Raw genomic sequence first — 14,795 nt, forward strand, 5'->3', positions numbered from 1 at the left:
CCGAACGCCTGGGGGGCAGTTGTGGCATCCACCAAGGTCGACATCTACGACCCGGACCTCTACGTCGACGGCCCGATCCACGAGATCTTCGCCGAGCTGCGGCGCACCGAGCCCGTCTACTGGCAGGAGATGCCCGACGAACCGGGCTACTGGGCGGTGCTGCGCCACGCCGATCTGTGCGCGGTGGCCAAGGACCCGGCGATCTTCTCCGCCGAGGAGATGGGCGTGGTGCTCGAGGACCCCGAGCCCGAGCAGCTCGCCCAGAGCCGCAACATGATGCTGATGATGGACCCGCCCCGTCACACCGAGCACCGGCGACCCCTGGTGGGCAGCTTCAAGGCCAAGGCGATCGGCCAGATGGAGGAGCAGGTCCGCGGCATCTGCCGGTCGATCCTCGACCAGGTGCCCGCCGACGGTGAGGTCGAGTTCGTCCACGACGTGGCGGCCATGTTGCCCAACCAGGTCGTCGGCGAGCTGATGGGGCTGCCGCCCGAGGACGGCGAGCGGATCCGGCGCTGGGCCGAGGAGAGCACCAGCGCCCAGGACCCCGAGCTGGCTGCGGCCGACCGGCCCCGCGGCATGACCGGCATGGCCATGTACGCCATGGAGCTGGCGGCCGCCCGCCGCCAGGAACCGCCCCGCGACGACCTGACCTCGCTGATCCTCGCCGGCGACTTCGGCCACGGCCCGATGACCGACATGGAGTTCGCCAGCTTCTTCGTGCAGCTCGTCACCGCCGGCAACGACACCACCAAGACGATGTTGTCGTCGGGCCTGCACGCCCTGCTCGACCACCCCGACCAGCTGGCCGAGCTGCGTGCCGACCGCTCGCTCATCCCCGGCGCCGTCGAGGAGATCCTCCGCTACGCCAACCCCCTGCACTACTTCCGTCGCACCGCCCTCGCCGACACCGAGATCGGCGGCCAGGCCATCGCCGCGGGCGACAAGATCGCCATGATGTACACGTCGGCGAACCGCGACGAGGACGTCTTCGAGAACCCGCAGTCGTTCGACATCCACCGTTCGCCGAATCCGCATCTGTCGTTCGGCATCGCCTCTCACTTCTGCCTGGGCGTGCACCTCGCCCGCCTCGAGGGCCGGGTCTTCTTCGAAGAGCTCCTCGACCGGTTCCCCACCATCACCCAGACCGGCCCGGCGCGGCGCATCCGGTCCAACCTGAACAACGGCCTCAAGGAGCTCCCCGTCCGGCTCGAGCGCGCCTAGACATCCCACGGCCGGGACGGGCGCAGGAGGTCGGGGCGGGTCAGCCGAACGGCTGGAGGCTGCTCGCCACCACCCACATGCTGAAGTACTGGGAGTTGGCGCCGTAGGCCTGGGCCAGCGCAGTGCGGGCCCCCTCGACCTGGCGTTCGCCGGCGGCGCCGCGCACCTGCAGGGCGGCCTCGGCGAAGCGGAGCAGGCCCGACGCGCCGATGGGGTTGGTGGAGAGCACCCCGCCGGAGCAGTTGATGGGCATGGACCCGCCGATCTCGGTCTCGCCCGCGTCGGTGAGCTTCCAGCCCTCGCCCTCGTCGGCGAGGTGGTGGGCCTCGAGCCACATCGGCTCGTGCCACGAGAACGGCACGTAGAGCTCGGCCATGTCGATCTGCTCGCGGGGGCGGGTGATGCCGGCCTGGCGGTAGACGTCGTCGGCGCAGGTGAGGCAGGCCTGGGGGCGCACCGGATCGCGGCGGGGGAACGCCGGGGGCTCCGAGCGCGAGGAGGCACCGAGGATCCACGCCGGCGGGCGCCCGTCGGCCGCGGCGGCCTTGCCGCCGTCCTCGTCGGTGATGACCACTGCGCAGGCACCGTCGGAGGAGGGGCAGGACTCGAGGAAGCGGATGGGCTCCCACATCATCGGGCTGGCCTTCACCTTCTCGATCGAGATGTCCTCGAGGCGGAGGTGGGCATACGGGTTCTTCAGGGCGTTCTGGCGGTCCTTGACCGCCACCTTCCAGCCGATGTGCTCGGGGGCGCCGCTGCGGTGGATGTAGGAGCGGATGAACGGGGCGAAGGAGCCGCCGGCGCCGAGCGAGGCGCCCTTGCCGCTGCCGAGGGCGAACTGGGCGTTGCCCTCCGACTGCTTCTCGAAGGCCACCGCCAGCACCGTCTTGTGCTTGCCGGCCTGCACGTGGGAGGCGGCGACCACGCCGGTGGTGCCGCCGACCGAACCGGCGGTGTGCACCCGGAACATGGGCTTGCCCACCGCGCCCAGCGCGTCGGACAGGTAGAGCTCGGGCTTCATGACGCCCTCGAACAGGTCGGGGGCCTTGCCGAGCACGACGGCGTCGATGTCGGCCATCGTCATGTGGGCGTCGTCGAGGGCCCGGAACACGGCCTCACGGACGAGGCCACCGAAGGAGACGTCGCGGCGCTTGCTCTTGTGGTGGGTTTGGCCGACCCCGACGACGGCTGCGGGGATCACGACCGGCCCTCCATGATGCAGACGAGGTTCTGTTGCAGGCAGGGGCCGCTGGTCGAGTGGGCCAGCGCCCGGTTGCCGCCGCCGAAGATGTGGTCGGCGGCGTGGCCGATGCGGACGAGGCCGGTGGCCATGATGGGGTTCTCCTTCAGGGCGCCGCCGGAGGCGTTGACCGTGACGTCGTCGCCGAAGCCGAGCACCGATCGCAACAGCAGCTCTTCGTGGGTGAAGGCCGCCTGCAGCTCGGCGACCTCGACGGGGGCCGAGCCCAGGCCGGCGGCCTCGGCCGCGATGCGGGTGGAGGGGGAGTCGTCGAGGGCCCGGAATGACGGGTTGTGGCACTCGGTGCGGTGGTCGAAGCCGGTGATGTAGGCCGGGCGGTCGACCAGTTCGCGGGCCCGGTCGCCCCGGGCCAGCACCATGGCGGCGGCGCCGTCGGTGATGGGGGGCAGGTCGTGGCGGCGCAGCGGCTGGCGCACGTAGTCGTCGGCGAGGAGCTCGTCGACGGTGCCCTTGCCCCGGGCTCGCACCGCCGTCTCGGCCATCGAGCGCTCGTCGGCGATGCCCGACGCGATGACGGCCCGGGCCTGGAGGGCGGCGAAGGTGACAGGGTCGGCGCCGATGGGGGCCAGGAAGTACGGGTCCATCTCCATCGGGTAGATCAGCGCCGGGTTGCCGGTGGACGAGCGTCCCGACCCGGTCACCACGGCGATGTCGATGTCGCCCTCCTGCAGGCGCAGCCACGCCTCGTAGAGCGCCCAGGCGCCGTCCATCTCCACGTGGGAGTCGCGCTTGGGGGGCCAGGCGCCGATGGCGTCGAGGTTGCCGACGAAGGAGAACGCCTGGCCGGTGATGTAGTCGCACGAGCCGAGGCAGGTGAAGTCGATGTCGGCCCGGGTGAGGCCGAGCGGCTCGATGGCGTCGGTGATGACGCTCATGAGCAGCTGGACCTCGCTCTTGTCGGTGTGGCGGACCATGGGCGTCTGGGCCCAGCCCACCACGGCGATGTCGTCGGAGGTGCTCATCTAGAAGATCCTGTTCGTGAGATCGAGGTCGTCGACGGCCGGCTCCCCCGAGGGCTCCCAGCCGATGAGCGCACCGAACGCGCCGCCCATGGTGCCGCCCTCGTCGATCTCCTCGCCGGGCGGCGTCCACACCGCCTTGACCCGGACGCCGACGGCGACGTCCTCCACGGGGAGGTTGAACACCGGCTGGTAGCCCAGCACCACGTCGACGCCGTCGAGCAGCACGAAGACCCGAGCGAAGGGGTCGGTCTCGGTCTGGCCCGGGTAGGCCACCGGCGTGATCACCACGTGGTTGGTGATGGTGCCGGTGTGGGGGAGGTCGACGGCGTGCTCCTCGGTGAACTCGAGGGAGTCGATGGGGCAGACGCCCCGGCCGCCGGCGTAGACCCGGCCGCACACCGGGCACTCGAAGCCGATGAGGCGGTGGTCGGCCGACGCGCCCACCACGAAGTCGAACGCCGGCGGGACCGGGTTCTTGTAGGTGATGGAGGCGAGGTAGTCCATCATCGTCACCGGCTCGGCGGCCGGGCCGAGGTCGTCGCCCTCCACCTCGGGTTCCTCGCCGGGCACGAAGGCGGCGATGTCGGTGATGTGGCCCACCCGTTCGCCCTTCCAACGCGGCGCCACCCGCATGCCGTTGGCCATGACCTGCGGCGAACCGGCGTCGACGGCGTAGAGCAGCGGGGTCGAGGCCCCGTCGAGGGTGATGAAGGCGAAGGCGAAGGGCCGGTCGAGCGGATGCTGCTCGGTCGGTTCGGGTACCCAGGTCCACGAGGCGACCGTGCCGGCCGGTCCGACGTCGACGAAGTCGTGGGCCAGCTCGGCGCCGGTGGCCGGGTCCCATTCCATCGGGGGGACGAGCACGCCGTCGCCGCAGCGGATCCCGAGGATCCGCTTCTCGGTCAGGGCGGTCATGAACGCGCCCGTCACCGGCCCGAGCGACCGGGTGTAGGGGAACGTGATGGTGCTCTCGACGAACCGGACCACGTGGGACATCCCTCCTCGACGGCTCGGTCCAGCACGGCCGAGACCTCGACGGGACCAGGGCTGGCCCGTCAGCGACGCCAGCGTAGGTTCACCGCCGATCCGCCGCTCGCCGAACGGGGGTCACGTCGAGGCCACCGGCTCGAAGCGGCGTCATCCGAGGTCGAGCAGGCCTCGGATGTCGTCCTCGGTGAGCGCGCCGGCCAGGGCGCCCTCGCCGTCCATGACGCTGGCGAACAGGTCCGCCTTGCGGGCCTTGAGCTCCATGACCTTCTCCTCGATGGTGCCGCTGGAGACGTAGCGGTACACCATCACCGGGTTCTGCTGGCCGATGCGGTGGGTGCGGTCGACGGCCTGGTTCTCGGTGGCGGGGTTCCACCACGGGTCGAGGACGAAGCAGTAGTCGGCCTCGGTGAGGTTGAGGCCGAACCCGCCGGCCTTGAGGCTGATGACGAACACCGGGGCGTCGCCGTCCTTGAACCGGGCGATGGCCTCGTGGCGCTTGCGGGTGCGGCCGTCGAGGTAGGTGTGGTCGATGCCGGCGGCGTCGAGGCGGGCCCGGACGCGGGTCAGGTACCGGGTGAACTGGCTGAACACCAGGGCCCGGTGGCCTTCGGCGACCACCTGGGTGAGGTCGTCGAGGAGCCGGTCGAGCTTGGCCGACCCGACGTCGTCGTGCTCGTCGTCGATCAGTGCGGGGTCGAGGGCGAGCTGGCGCAGGATGGTGAGTGACTTCAGGATCTCGAAGCGGTGCTTCTGCACGTCGCCGACGAGGCCGAGGACCTTCTGGCGTTGACGTTGGAGCTGGGTCTCGTAGATCCGGGCGTGGCGGGCGCTGAGCTCGATCTCGACCGTCTGCTCGGTCTTGGGCGGGAGCTCGGTGAGCACCGCGTCCTTGGTCCGTCGCCGCATGAGCGGGGCGATGCGGCGCCGCAGGGTGGCGAGCAGCTCGGGGGCCTCACCGCTCTCGATCGGCTTGCGGTACGTCTCGCTGAACCGCTTCGGGTCGGGGTAGAGGCCCGGCGCGGTGATCGACAGCAGCGACCACAGGTCCATGAGGGTGTTCTCGAGGGGCGTGCCGGTGACGGCGATCTTGGTGGCGGCCTCGAGGCGGCGCACGCACTGGTAGGTCTTGCCCTGGTGGTTCTTGACGAACTGAGCTTCGTCGAGGAGCAGCAGCTCCCACTCCTGGTCGGCGTAGTCGTCGAACTCGAGGCGGAACAGGGCGTAGGAGGTGACGACGATCGACGCTCCGGCGGTGGCGTCGCCGAGCGACGTGCCCCGGCGGGCGGCGGTCTCGCGGATGGTGCGGACCTCGACCCCGGGCGCGAACTGGCCGGCCTCACGGGCCCAGTTCTCCACGACGCTGGTCGGGGCCACCACGAGGAACCGGGCCTCGGGCTCCTCCGCGAGGATGTGGACGCACAAGGCGAGGGTCTGGATGGTCTTGCCCAGGCCCATGTCGTCGGCGAGGATCCCGCCGAGGCCGTTGCGGTGCAGGAACGCCAACCAGTCGAGGCCCTCCTGTTGGTAGTGGCGCAGCGTGGCCGACAGACCGGCCGGCGGGGCGACGGGCTCGGGGCTGGCGAGCGCCGCCAGGCGGTCGATGCTGTCGGCCCACCGCTGGGACTGCTCGGTCACCACGCCGAGGCCGGTGAGCTCGTCCCACCAGCTGGTCTGGAAGCGGTTGAGGCGGGCCACGGCGTCGCCGGAGGGATCGGCCAGGCCGCGGGCTTCGTCGATGAGCTCGCGCAACCGGGTGAGCTCGGGGCGGTCGAGGCGAAGCCAGGTGCCCGACGGCAGGATGAGCGCCTCGTCGCCACGGTCGAGGGCGGCGAAGAGGGCGGCGAAGTCGACCCGCTGACCGTCGACGCTCACCTCGACCGCGAGGTCGAACCAATCGGTCCCGTCCCGCCGGTCGCCGTCGGAGACCGAGAGCGAGACGCGTGGGTCCTCGATCGCCTCGCTCAGCTGAGGGTGATCGCCCACGACCTCGATCTCGACGCCTTCGGCCTCGAGCCAGGGGAGGATCTCGGTGAGCAGGCTGACGATTGCCGCGCCCGACACCGTCAGGTCGCGGAGCCGACCGTCGCGGTCGACGAGGGCGTCGAGCAGGTGGGTCGGCGGCTTCAGGTCGGCGACCGCCGCCTCCTCCTCCGCTCGATCTCGGGTGCGGCCGCCGGGACCGTGCAAGGGATGGTCGACGGTGCGGGGGCCGCGCCGGTAGCGCGCCGCCCACCGCAGGGTGGCGGCGTCGAGGGCGGTGCGGTCGACGAACGCCACGAGGCCCTCGAAGCGGCTGGTCGTGAAGGCGACGCTGCGGTCGGAGGAGGCGACGGTGGCGTGGCGGGCGAGCGCCGGCTGGTAGAGGTCGAGGAAGTCCTCGACGTCGTGGGCCGGGACGGTGAGGGCCTCACCGGCGGCCAGCCGGTGCACGGCGGGGTGCAGGGGAGCGCCGAGGCCGACGAGGTCGAGTCGGCCGCCGTCGCTGACCCACAGCCCGTGGGCCGGTGTGCCGACGAGGCCGCTGCGCCCCTCGCTGAGCGGCACCGGTTCGTCGTCGACGGTGAACGTGGCCGACAGGGTGACGTCGCCCGTCTCGTCGGCCGAGAGGTCGACCCGGGGGGTGGCCCTGGACGCCGACAGGACGATCTCGTCGCGGTCGTGCTCGCCGATCAGCTCGACGCCCGCCTCGACCGCTCGCTCGAGGTGGTACCAGACGTCGGGTCCGAACCGAGCCAGCGACACCGTCTGGTTGTTGGCGTAGGCGAGGTCGGGCGGGCCGCTGGTCATCAGCGCCCTGAGGGCCGCCCGTTGGAGCAGGTCGACGTGGTCCTGGGAGGTGCCGGTGGTGCGGTGGGGCGAGGCGATGTCGCGCCACGACGCACCGGTCTTGATCCACGTGCCGGCTCGGCCCCGGCGCATCGGTCGGAGGGTGACACGGGGCCCGTCGTCGGCGGCGTAGCGGCTGGGCCTCGGGTGCTGCACGGTCACCTGCAGGGCGAGGCCGGCCGCGGTCGCCTCGTGGTCGTCGTCGTCGTCGGCGCCGGCCAGTTCCGCCAGGGTCTGGCGCCAGTCGGGCTGCGAGGGGGTGCCGGCACCCGACGGGCTGATCGGAGAGGGGAGCCGGCGGGCGGTGAGGATGGTCGCCACGCAGTGCTTGCACGCGCCGCCGAGCGGGCAGCTGCACGTGTCATCGAGCGCGATGGAGCCCTCGCGGCGGCTCCATCGCACCCACAGCACGTAGGACTCCCGGCCCGATCCGCGACAGACCGCCTTGATGGTGCCCGGCTCGCAGCTGAGCACCCGGACGCGGTCCTCGTCGGCGTAGGCGCGGCCGCGCGCCAGTGAACCCGAGTCGTAGGAGGCGTGGAGGACGTGATCGTCGAGCTCGTCGACGGTCGGTGGTGCGGGCACGGTGAGATGGTCTTCCGCGAAGAGGCGTCGGCCCTGCTGGGGTGAGCCGTGACGAGAGGCCGATCGGGGCGGATCGATCGGGGTCAACCCTACGCAGGGCGTCGGACAGGTCCTCCGCCGGTCTCCGGTGGGGCGGCCGTCGTGCGGTGGGGGACACACGTCGGTGCCCCGTGGGGGGCGGATCCGGAAGAAGGGGGTTGCGCGGCGCGGAGATCCGGGTTATGGATAGGGAGTCCAATTCTTGATCGGATCCAGAATCGGTCGACGGGGCGGGCCGTCGCCACCACCACCATCCGTCCCGATCCTCGAGAGGCACCGTGGAACACGACGTCCTGACCGAGCCGGCCGACCTGCTGCGAGCTCACGGCATCCAGGTCACCGCCCAGCGCATCGCCGTGTTGCGCGCCGTCGCCGGCCGGCCCCACAGCAGCACCGACGACATCGCCGGTGTCGTGCACGCGCAGCTGGGCACCGTCTCGCGCCAGGCCGTCTACGACGCCCTCCACGTGCTCACCGAGCAGGGTCTCGTCCGCCGCATCCAGCCGGCGGGGTCGTCGGCGCGCTACGAGACCCGTGTGGGCGACAACCACCACCACATGGTGTGCCGGGGGTGCGGGCGGATGGCCGACGTCGACTGCGCCGTCGACGAGACCCCGTGCCTGATCGCCTCCGACGACCAGGGCTTCGAGATCGACGAAGCCGAGGTCGTCTACTGGGGCCGTTGCCCCGAGTGCCGCCAGGCTGCGGCGACCCCGACCACCGGCTGAACCACCCCGCCCACCGACCACCGACCGATCACCGACCCGCCAACCGCCCAGCAGCAGCGAGCCAAGGAGACCCACATGTCCGAGAACGGCAAGACCGCCCCCGCGTGGGGCGCACTCACCTCCAACGAGTTCCAGTCCAACGAGAAGTGGTGGCCCAACTCCCTCAACCTGCGGATCCTGCACCAGTCGCACCCGGACTCGAGCCCCTTCGGGTCCGACTACGACTACCGGGAGGCGTTGGCCGACGTCGACATCGACGAGCTGACCCGTGACGTCGACGCCTTGATGACGGACTCCCAGGACTGGTGGCCCGCCGACTGGGGCCACTACGGGCCGTTCTTCATCCGCATGAGCTGGCATGCCGCCGGCACCTACCGCGTCAACGATGGTCGGGGCGGCGCCGGCACCGGCGCCCAACGCTTCGCCCCGCTCAACTCCTGGCCCGACAACGGCAACCTCGACAAGGCCCGCCGCCTGCTGCTGCCCATCAAGCAGAAGTACGGCCAGAAGATCTCCTGGGCCGACCTGATGGTCTTCGCCGGCAACCGAGCGCTCGAGACCATGGGCTTTCGCACGGCTGGCTTCTCCTTCGGCCGCGCCGACATCTGGGCGCCCGAGGACGACATCTACTGGGGCCCCGAGAACGAGTGGCTGGCCACCCACGACGAGCGCTACACGGGCTCGTTCGAGGACGGCAGCCGCACCCTCGACAACCCGCTCGCGGCCGTGCAGATGGGCCTCATCTACGTCAACCCCGAGGGACCCAACGGCGTGCCCGACGCCATGAAGAGCGCCCAGGACATCCGTGAGACGTTCGGGCGCATGGCCATGAACGACGAAGAGACGGTGGCGCTGACCGTCGGTGGCCACACCTTCGGCAAGATGCACGGCAACGCCCCGGCCGACGCCGTGGGCGCCGAGCCGGAGTCCGGCAGCTTCGCCGACCAGGGCTTCGGGTGGGCCAACAGCCACGAGACGGGCCTCGGCGAGTACACCATCACCTCGGGGCTCGAAGGGGCCTGGACGCCCACGCCCACCAAGTGGGACAACACCTACCTCGACACGATCTTCGTCCACGAGTGGGAGCTGGTGGAGTCGCCCGCCGGGGCCAAGCAGTGGCAGCCACGCGAGGTCAAGGACGGCTACTGGGTGCCCGACGCCCACGTCGAGGGAAAGGTGAACCCGCCCACCATGTCGACCGCCGACATGGCCATGATCACCGATCCCGCCTACCTCGAGATCTCCAAGCGCTTCCACGAGAATCCCGACCAGCTGGCCGACGCCTTCGCCAAGGCCTGGTTCAAGCTCCTCCACCGCGACATGGGCCCCGCCTCGCGCTACGTGGGCCCCCAGGTGCCCGCCGAGCGCTTCGTGTGGCAGGACAACAACCCCGCCCACGAGGGGCCCATGATCGGCGACGCCGAGATCGCCGAGCTGAAGTCCACCCTCCTCGACTCGGGCTTGTCCACCGCGCAGCTGGTGCTCACGGCCTGGGCCTCGGCCTCGACCTACCGGCGCACCGACTTCCGCGGTGGCGCCGACGGCGCCCGCATCCGCCTGTCGCCGATGATCGACTGGGACGCCAACGTCAGCTCCGGTGTGCCGGCGGTGATCGCCGAGCTCGAGAAGGTGCAGGCGTCGTTCAACGCCAAGGGCGGCGCGCAGGTGTCGATCGCCGACCTGATCGTGTTGGGTGGCTGTGCCGCCGTCGAGGCCGCCGCGAAAGCCGCGGGTCACGACATCACCGTGCCGTTCACCCCGGGGCGCACCGACGCCACCCAGGACGACACCGACATCGACTCGTTCCAGTTCCTCGAGCCCACCGCCGACGGCTTCCGCAACTACGTCAAGAAGTTCGGCGCCGTGCCCACCGAGCACCTGCTCATCGACAAGGCGTTCCTGCTCGACCTCACCGCGCCGGAGATGACCGCCCTCGTGGGTGGGCTCCGAGTCCTCGGGGCCAACGTGGGTGACGAGGGCTACGGCGTGTTCACCGATCGCGTCGGAGCGCTCACCAACGACTTCTTCGTGAACCTGATCGACATGGGCACCAAGTGGGCGTCGATCGACGAGTCCGAGGACGTCTTCGAGGGCCGCGACCGCGCCACGGGCGAGCCCCGCTGGAAGGCGAGCCGCGTCGACCTCGTCTTCGGCGCCAACAGCCAGCTGCGGGCCATCGCCGAGGAGTACGGCGCCGCCGGTGGCGAAGCGCTCATGCTCGAGGCCTTCGTCCGTGGCTGGGTGAAGGTCATGGAGAACGACCGCTTCGACCTCCACGCCTGACCGACACCGGGTGCGTCCCGGCCGGTGGTGACCGCCACACCAGCGGACACCGCCGGCCGGTGCGCGTCGGACCCGATCAGGTCCCGTCGGCCAGGTGGGCCTCGAGGACGTCGACCTTGTGGCGCAAGGCGTCCTCGTGGCCCGGGCGGTGATCGATCTTCAGCACCACGCTCACCCGCGGCGCCGTCTCGGCGACCTTCATCACGCAGGCCTTGACCAGGTCCATCACCTCATCCCACTCGCCTTCGACGTTGGTGAACATGGCGTTGGTCTCGTTCGGCAGCCCGCTGTCGCGGACGATCTGGACAGCTTCGGCGACGCTGGCGCTCACCGAGTCGCCGGTGCCGAGAGGGGTGATGGAGAAGGCAGCGATCATGTCGCCCATGGTCGCCCCTGGTGCGGCCAGCGGCCAGCGGTCAGCGGCTCTCGGCCCCTCGGCCCGTCGTCGTGCCGGTGTCGAGCAGGACGATGTGGAGATCTCCCCGGGCTCGTGGACGTGCCCACCTGGCTGCGCCACCCGGGGGAGGGGCCCGGTCCCAGCCGACGGGTGGAGCTGCTGCGACACTCGCAGGCGCGTGGGGCGCAGCCCGTTGTTCGGGCGGGGGATCACTCGAACAGCCGGCGGTCGGGTAGGGAAGCAGTCCTAGCAAGGAGCTGACTCGATGTCGACCTTCACCACGCTCTCACCGGTCGTCGCCGACACCCACGGGTGGGGCCACATGAACGGCTGGGGCGGTGGATGGATGTGGTTCTGGGGGACGGTGATGATGTTCTCCTGGGTCGTCATCATCGCGGCCGCCGTCTGGCTCGTGACCCGGAGTCGCGACCGGGCGGGGAATCGCCCATCGCGGGCCCGGGAGATCCTCGATGAGCGCTACGCCAGTGGCGAGCTCTCCACCGAGGAATACCGCGAACGGCTCGACCACCTCCGATGATGTCCCGGCGACCGATCCGGCCGCCGGACCGCGGGGCGTGCCCGCAGCGGGAGGGAATGCTCCAGCATCAGTGGCGGGACCTCCTGTAACCACGTTACGGTCCAGACGGAAGAGGGGGACTCCGTGGAGGGCAGCAACGTGGGGAAGGGTTCAGCGCGCAGCAACAGGCGTCGCGTGGTGGTGATCGGAGCAGGGCCCGGGGGGATCTGCTCGGGGCACTACCTGCGCCAAGCCGGCTACGACGAGTTCACGATCTTCGAGCGCGACGGCGACGTCGGCGGGACCTGGCAGCGCAACCGCTACCCGGGTCTGGCGTGCGACGTGTGGAGCCACGTGTACTGCTTCACGTTCGCCCTCAACCCGAGTTGGAGCCGCTCCTACGCCGCCCAGCCCGAGATCCTCGAGTACATGCGCAAGACGGTCACCGACCTCGATCTGTGGCCCCACATCCGGCTGAACACGGGCATCGCCTCGGCGGCGTGGGACGACGACCACGGCGTCTGGCGGGTCACCACCCAGGCCGGCGAAGAGGTCGAGGCCGACGCGGTGATCAGCGCCCAGGGCATGTTCGGCGAGCTCAAGTACCCCGACATCGAGGGGCGCGACACCTTCGCGGGGGCGGCCATGCACACCGGGGCGTGGGACGAGTCGGTCGACCTCACCGGCCGGCGGGTCGCCGTCATCGGCAGTGCGGCGAGCGCAGTGCAGTCCATCCCCGAGATCGCCAAGGCGGCCGGGCAGCTGCACGTCTTCCAGCGCTCGGCCAACTGGGTGCTGCCCAAGGAGGACGTGGAGCACACCGACGAGCAGCTCGAGCAGTTCCTCGATCCCGAGGAGCTGCAGGCCTACCACGACGGCATCATGACGTTCCTGGGGCCGAGCGCCCCGTTCTCCAACCCGGAGATCAACGCCATTGCCGAGTGGGTGGCGGCGTGCGCCATCGAAGTGGTGGACGACCCGGTCGTGCGCCGGAAGCTCACGCCGACCACGCCCTGGGGCTGCCTACGACCGCTGTTCTCCAACGACTACTACCCGACCTTCAACCGGTCGAACGTGGAGCTGGTGACCGACCCGATCGCCCGCATCACCCCGAACGGGGTGGTCACCGCGGACGGCGTCGAGCGCGAGGTCGACGTGATCGTGTTCGCCACCGGCTACGAGGTCGACAAGTTCGCCTCGCGCATCCCGATCACGGGCCGGGGCGGGCTGACGCTCCGGGAGGCGTGGGCCGATGGCGCCCAGGCCCACCTGGGCATCACCACCTCCGGTTTCCCGAACCTGTTCATGCTCTACGGGCCCAACACCAACCAGGGGTCGCTCATCCCGATGATCGAGTACGAGGCTCAGTACGCGGTCAAGGCCCTTCAGGCCATGGACGCCGCCGGGGTCGACTGGGTGGACGTCAAGCCCGAGGTGATGGCCGCCTACAACGACGAGCTGCAAGCCGCCATCGACGGTGTGGAGGTGTGGAAGGGCGGCTGCAGCCACTACTACCTCAGCGAGTCCGGTCGCATGGTCACCCAGTACCCGTGGTCCATGTACACGTTCCGCGAGTCCGTGGCCGAGCCGAACCTCGACGACTTCGAGCTCGGTCGTCGCCACCACACCTCGCCGGCCGCCGCCCCAGGCTGAGCGCAGGCACGCGGCTCGACCCGGGGGGCCAGGCGCCGCTGGGTAGCCTCGGACGACACATCCATCGCACGCCGCGAGTGGTTCGCGGCAGGGGGATCAGCACATGGCAGCCTTCGAGGCCTTCGACGCCGACTACGAACCCAGCCCGTGGGAGCCGATCGCGGCAGAGGTCGAGCTCTACGAGAGGTCGGGCGGCTCCGAGCCGAGCGCGGTGGTGGGTGACCACTGGATCGTGCTGTGGACCCTCGGCGCCAAGTCGGGCAAGGTGCGCAAGACCCCGCTGGTGCGTGTGGCCGACGGCGAGGGCCACTACGCGGTGATCGGTTCGCAGGGGGGCGCTCCCACCAGCCCGCAGTGGGTGCACAACCTGCGGGCCAAGCCGATGGCGCGGCTGCAGGACGGCAGCGAGGTCCGTGACTTCACGGTGCGCGAGGTGAGCGGCGACGAGAAGGCCACCTGGTGGGCGCGAGCGGTCGCGGTGTGGCCCGACTACGACGACTACCAGGCCGCGACCGAGCGTTCGATCCCGCTGTTCGTGCTGGCGCCCGCCGGCTGACGCCTCGGTCCTGCGAACCGGACGCCAACGCCGGTCTGAGCGGGAGGGTCGGGGCGGATCCGCCCGAATCTGAACGATCTCTGTCACGCTGGTCGCCGAGAGAGTCCCACAGAGGTATCGACCAACGGGGAGAAGTCTCATGACCGCATCGACGGCATCACCACCAACTGCCCAGGCTCCATCGGAGTCGCCGAAGATCACCCGGCCCCTCGAGAGGGTGTTGGGCGATGGCCACACCAAGGGGATGTGGGCCTGGACCGTGCTCAGGATCCTGCTCGGCTGGTCGTTCCTGTGGGCCTTCCTCGACAAGATGTTCGGGCTGGGCTTCTCGACCTGCCGGGCGGCGGAGTCCTCGGCCATCGACTTCGGGTGCGACGCCGCCATGATCAACGGCGGTTCGCCCACGTACGGGTTCTTGAACTTCGGGACCGAGGCCAGCCACACGGGCTTCCTGTTCGACTGGATGGCGCCCTCGGCCCCCGACGCCATCAACCTCGCCGACGTGGGGTTCATGGCCGCACTGCTCCTGGCGGGCGTGGCCTTGATGCTCGGGATCGCCGTGCGCACGGCCGCCGTGGGCAGCGCCTTGTTGATGGCGTTCATGTTCCTCGCCGCCGACGTGTGGCCGGAGAACAACCCGGTGAACAGCAGCCACCTGATCGAGATGGTGGCCTACCTGGGCATCGCGACCGTCGGCGCCGGGCGGTTCGCGCTCCAGCCGTGGTTCTCGCGGGTGCCGGTACTGGGTCGCATCCCCTAGCCGGCGATCGGGAT

The 14,795-nt window shown here is 70.5% G+C and carries 12 protein-coding genes; 7 read left to right on the forward strand and 5 right to left on the reverse strand.

Annotated features, from left to right (window positions below):
- Window positions 1–21 precede the first annotated feature (21 nt).
- Entirely contained in the window at window positions 22–1,224 is a 1,203-nt protein-coding gene (locus LUW87_RS19405; protein ID WP_232672498.1) for a cytochrome P450, read from the forward strand.
- A gap of 40 nt (window positions 1,225–1,264) precedes the next feature.
- Here the strand turns inward: LUW87_RS19405 and LUW87_RS17555 are convergent, their stop codons facing one another.
- The 4 genes from LUW87_RS17555 to LUW87_RS17570 all read right to left on the reverse strand — a co-directional run bounded on the left by LUW87_RS17555 (window position 1,265) and on the right by LUW87_RS17570 (window position 7,848).
- Window positions 1,265–2,425 carry a thiolase domain-containing protein gene (locus tag LUW87_RS17555; protein ID WP_232672499.1) on the reverse strand — a complete coding sequence of 387 codons (1,161 nt, stop codon included), beginning with the start codon at window positions 2,423–2,425 and terminating at the stop codon, window positions 1,265–1,267.
- Window positions 2,422–3,447: a lipid-transfer protein gene (locus LUW87_RS17560; protein ID WP_232672500.1), complete on the reverse strand. Its 1,026-nt coding sequence runs from the start codon at window positions 3,445–3,447 to the stop codon at window positions 2,422–2,424. Before LUW87_RS17560 ends, LUW87_RS17555 begins: the two co-directional genes overlap by 4 nt.
- Window positions 3,448–4,443: an OB-fold nucleic acid binding domain-containing protein gene (locus LUW87_RS17565; RefSeq protein ID WP_232672501.1), complete on the reverse strand. Its 996-nt coding sequence runs from the start codon at window positions 4,441–4,443 to the stop codon at window positions 3,448–3,450. It abuts the gene before it with no gap.
- A 141-nt stretch (window positions 4,444–4,584) separates the two neighbouring features.
- Complete coding sequence (locus LUW87_RS17570) at window positions 4,585–7,848, reverse strand: DEAD/DEAH box helicase (protein ID WP_232672502.1); 3,264 nt, start codon at window positions 7,846–7,848, stop codon at window positions 4,585–4,587.
- Window positions 7,849–8,165: 317 nt separating this feature from the next.
- On the opposite strand from LUW87_RS17570, the gene LUW87_RS17575 reads away from it, so the two are divergent.
- On the forward strand, window positions 8,166–8,615 hold the full coding sequence (locus LUW87_RS17575; RefSeq protein ID WP_346742590.1) for a Fur family transcriptional regulator: 450 nt from the start codon (window positions 8,166–8,168) through the stop codon (window positions 8,613–8,615).
- A 75-nt stretch (window positions 8,616–8,690) separates the two neighbouring features.
- Entirely contained in the window at window positions 8,691–10,898 is a 2,208-nt protein-coding gene (katG, locus tag LUW87_RS17580; RefSeq protein WP_232672503.1) for a catalase/peroxidase HPI, read from the forward strand.
- A 76-nt stretch (window positions 10,899–10,974) separates the two neighbouring features.
- On the opposite strand, the gene LUW87_RS17585 is transcribed toward katG, so the two are convergent.
- Complete coding sequence (locus LUW87_RS17585; RefSeq protein ID WP_232672504.1) at window positions 10,975–11,274, reverse strand: MTH1187 family thiamine-binding protein; 300 nt, start codon at window positions 11,272–11,274, stop codon at window positions 10,975–10,977.
- A 286-nt stretch (window positions 11,275–11,560) separates the two neighbouring features.
- On the opposite strand from LUW87_RS17585, the gene LUW87_RS17590 reads away from it, so the two are divergent.
- The 4 genes from LUW87_RS17590 to LUW87_RS17605 all read left to right on the forward strand — a co-directional run bounded on the left by LUW87_RS17590 (window position 11,561) and on the right by LUW87_RS17605 (window position 14,781).
- Window positions 11,561–11,833: an SHOCT domain-containing protein gene (locus LUW87_RS17590; RefSeq protein WP_232672505.1), complete on the forward strand. Its 273-nt coding sequence runs from the start codon at window positions 11,561–11,563 to the stop codon at window positions 11,831–11,833.
- A gap of 177 nt (window positions 11,834–12,010) precedes the next feature.
- The gene (locus tag LUW87_RS17595; protein WP_232672506.1) at window positions 12,011–13,465 is read left to right on the forward strand and encodes a flavin-containing monooxygenase; all 1,455 of its coding nucleotides are present in this window, start codon (window positions 12,011–12,013) and stop codon (window positions 13,463–13,465) included.
- 103 nt (window positions 13,466–13,568) lie between these two features.
- On the forward strand, window positions 13,569–14,021 hold the full coding sequence (locus tag LUW87_RS17600) for a nitroreductase family deazaflavin-dependent oxidoreductase (RefSeq protein WP_232672507.1): 453 nt from the start codon (window positions 13,569–13,571) through the stop codon (window positions 14,019–14,021).
- 139 nt (window positions 14,022–14,160) lie between these two features.
- Complete coding sequence (locus LUW87_RS17605) at window positions 14,161–14,781, forward strand: hypothetical protein (RefSeq protein ID WP_232672508.1); 621 nt, start codon at window positions 14,161–14,163, stop codon at window positions 14,779–14,781.
- Window positions 14,782–14,795 lie beyond the last annotated feature (14 nt).

Origin of the sequence: Rhabdothermincola salaria (genome assembly GCF_021246445.1) — a bacterium.
In the GTDB taxonomy this organism is placed as follows: Bacteria; Actinomycetota; Acidimicrobiia; order Acidimicrobiales; family Acidimicrobilacustridaceae; genus Rhabdothermincola_A; species Rhabdothermincola_A salaria.